3 protein-coding genes are annotated in these 2,443 nt (G+C 37.7%); all 3 read right to left on the reverse strand.

Annotation, left to right across the window (positions count from 1 at the left end; all coding sequences use genetic code 11):
* Positions 1-311: 311 nt before the first annotated feature.
* Complete coding sequence (locus ACFX4X_RS20965) at positions 312-1,109, reverse strand: fumarylacetoacetate hydrolase family protein (RefSeq protein WP_284469819.1); 798 nt, start codon at positions 1,107-1,109, stop codon at positions 312-314.
* 368 nt (positions 1,110-1,477) lie between these two features.
* Positions 1,478-1,897, reverse strand: a complete 420-nt coding sequence (locus ACFX4X_RS20970) for a VOC family protein (protein WP_377386066.1) — start codon at positions 1,895-1,897, stop codon at positions 1,478-1,480.
* Between the two features lie 199 nt (positions 1,898-2,096).
* Positions 2,097-2,443, reverse strand: a 347-nt coding sequence (locus ACFX4X_RS20975; RefSeq protein WP_377386069.1) for a KGG domain-containing protein, incomplete at its 5' end; no start/stop codon positions are given.

A 2,443-nucleotide genomic window follows, 5' to 3' on the forward strand; every position in this document is an offset into this window, starting at 1 on the left:
GCATCTGGAGGGGAAATCAACCACAACTCACTACCTGGTAAATAGCAACAAAGTATGTGAAAACAGCCTTATAAAAAGAACCAAAGCATGTTGTTATACTTCATTAATAAGCAAAAAGAACTTCACTATAATTGAGGTTGTAGCCCTGAAATAAAGTTTGATCAAATTAATACAAGAAACCTTGATAAATGAATAAAAAAATAGAAAGGGCATGTTTTGATTGATCAAAACATGCCCTTATACTATTTAATTGGATTATTCTTTTATAAAAAGGATTGATCATTCTTGGTTATTAAGAATGCTGGCAAATCTTACTGAACACCATTAGTTAATCGACCAATGTTCTCGACTTCAACAACGACCTCATCCCCCGATTTAATCGGGCAGCTGCCAGATGGTGAACCCGTAGCCAAAATGTCACCTGGCTCCAGCGTCATCACCTGCGAAAGCCAGCTGATTAAAAACGGAATGCTTAGAGACATTTGATTAGTATTCCCGTCTTGGACAACGCGGCCGTTTAATGTGGTCACAATTCTCAAATTTGTAGGATCTACCCCGGTAACGATGCACGGCCCCAAAGGTCCGAATGTATCAAATCCTTTGCCCCGCGTAAACTGTGGATCTTTTTTTGTAAGATCTCTTGCTGTGACGTCATTAAATATCGTGCAACCAAACACATAATCAAGCGCATCTTCTTCTTTGATGTTTTTTCCGCGCTTTCCAATGATCAGGGCTACTTCCCCTTCAAGTTCCACTTGGTTGGATAGATCGTTTGGTGGAAGGATGATTTTCTCCTTGTCTGCAATAAGCGAAGATAATGGCTTTAGGAATAGAAATGGTTCTACAAGGTTTGCCTCTCCCCCTGTTTCCTTTGCATGACCTGCATATGTCCAGCCGAAATTAACCACTTTCGAAGGTTTTACAGGTTCCAGAATTTTTACATCACTATATTTCAGCTCTACCCCGTCATACTTTATTTCCTTGTTGACAAGTTCAGCAAAACTGCTAGACAGTTGTAATATCATCTCATCCTCAACAATACCGTAATGTATTTTTCCTTGTTGATTCTGATAGCGAACTATTTTTTGCGTTTTTTGTAGCACATGCATTATGAATAAACTCCTTTGATGTAAGGTATACTGACCTCAGATAATATAAAATTCGGGCCTTCATAATCGTAAATGAAGACTTCCAACTCCATTATAACCGAAAAGCACAATAAAACTGAAGTTTAGCGCCCAAATACAATTAAAGCCCCCTTTAGTTAAAGAAGAAATATCAAATAAAAAACTAGAACTGTATGATTAAACAGTCTTTTTTTATCTTTTCCCATTTATGTCGCAGTATGTGTCAGATGTGATATATAGCCCAGTTTTTCTTATTAAACCATCCTGCCCCGATCGTTGCATAAAGAAAAGGAGCTGCTGATCAGCTCCTGAAGTAACGCGCCTGTTAGCTCATGAAGAGTATATATTTTTTATCGCGAGATTAGATATTTTTCTTTGAATATTGGACTTAATTCACTCCATACATCAAATTTATTACCATCTAAATCATAAAAAACAAAGTTTCTCCCCGTGTGACCTCTGTTTTCAATTCCTCCAACTTTTATTTCTTTTTCGATCAAATCTTGACGAACAGCTTTTAAAGCGTTTAACCCATTAACTTCAAATGTCATAGAAAAGTGTTCTTCACCGTAAATATCATAAAAATTGGAGCTTTGGTTTTCTTTAGATTTAACAAGAAAAATACTTTGGTTTGCAAAATTAAGAATTGCTTTGTCTTCATCTTTATAACTTAACACTGCACCCAATTTACCTACATACCAATCCGAAGCAAGTTCTATATCAGTAACTGGTATATAAGTGGTACCTACCCTTAATAATTTTTCATTCATCAAATTGTCCTTTTATTCGATAAATAACATATTCTCCACTTATGATCTCTGTCCTTTGAAACTCAATTACACCAAGCACTCTTTGCAATGTGCTGTGATGGGCATCTCTATGGGACAATGGTTGAATAACATAAAGAAACCGAGGGAATGATTCATTCCCCCGGTCATTTATTAGTTCTACTTGATTTTTCATTCTATATTAACGGCGGCTTTTTTCCCCGCCATTAAGCCCTGCTTCTTCCCTGCTCATTTTTCCATTACTGGAACCGTCAGAGCTGCCGTCGCCATCTCGTTGATTGGCACGTGCCTCTCCGCCTTTTTCACCGATTTCCTGATAGAACTCCTTGCCATGACTGTCGGAAGTCGCTTCTCCGCCTTTTTGGCCAATCTCTTGATAGAATTCCTTATCATGTTTTTCGGATGTCGCTTCTCCGCCTTTTTGGCCAATCTCTTGATAAAATTCCTTATCATGTTTTTCGGATGTTGCTTCTCCGCCTTTTTGGCCAATCTCTTGATAAAATTCCTTATCATGTTTTTCGGCTGTTG

It is taken from the genome of Peribacillus sp. YIM B13481, assembly GCF_042787985.1.
Lineage (GTDB): Bacteria > Bacillota > Bacilli > Bacillales > DSM-1321 > Peribacillus > Peribacillus simplex_A.

Bases quoted from the DNA above. Each gene is read 5' to 3' on its own strand.
- ACFX4X_RS20965 (WP_284469819.1), bottom strand. From the start codon at position 1,109: ATGCATGTGCTACAAAAAACGCAAAAAATAGTTCGCTATCAGAATCAA.
- ACFX4X_RS20970 (WP_377386066.1), bottom strand. From the start codon at position 1,897: ATGAATGAAAAATTATTAAGGGTAGGTACCACTTATATACCAGTTACT.